1 protein-coding gene is annotated in these 392 nt (G+C 58.2%); it reads left to right on the forward strand.

Going from position 1 to position 392, the window contains the following annotated elements:
• Nucleotides 1–392 (forward strand): aminotransferase class III-fold pyridoxal phosphate-dependent enzyme (locus MWC30_RS22105; RefSeq protein WP_244086344.1); only part of this gene is annotated, 392 nt, incomplete at both ends.

Genomic DNA, 392 nt, shown 5'->3' on the forward strand with positions numbered 1-392 from the left:
TTTTCGTGGAGCCCATTCAGGGGGAAGGAGGATACATTGTCCCGCCCACCGAATTTCATCGGGAATTGTACAAACTGACCCGCAAATACGGGATCCTCTTTGTGGCGGACGAGGTGCAGTCGGGTATGGGACGGACGGGCAAAATGTTTGCCATGGAGCACTTCGGAGTCGTCCCGGACATCATCGCCCTGGCCAAAGGGATTGCGTCGGGCATGCCCCTGGGAGCCATGGTGGCGTTGAGAGACAGCCTCAAAGCCAAAGTCAAGGCAGCAGGCGAGAAGACGGATTTTGCCGACGATGCGGCCAATTTCCAGCTGGAATCGACTCTCGAGGGCATGGTGGCCCAGGGAGAAAAGGTCGGCGTCAAACCCGAGCCCAGCGTAAATGCGGAC

Source organism: Desulforhabdus sp. TSK, from assembly GCF_022836495.1.
Classification (GTDB): domain Bacteria; phylum Desulfobacterota; class Syntrophobacteria; order Syntrophobacterales; family Syntrophobacteraceae; genus Desulforhabdus.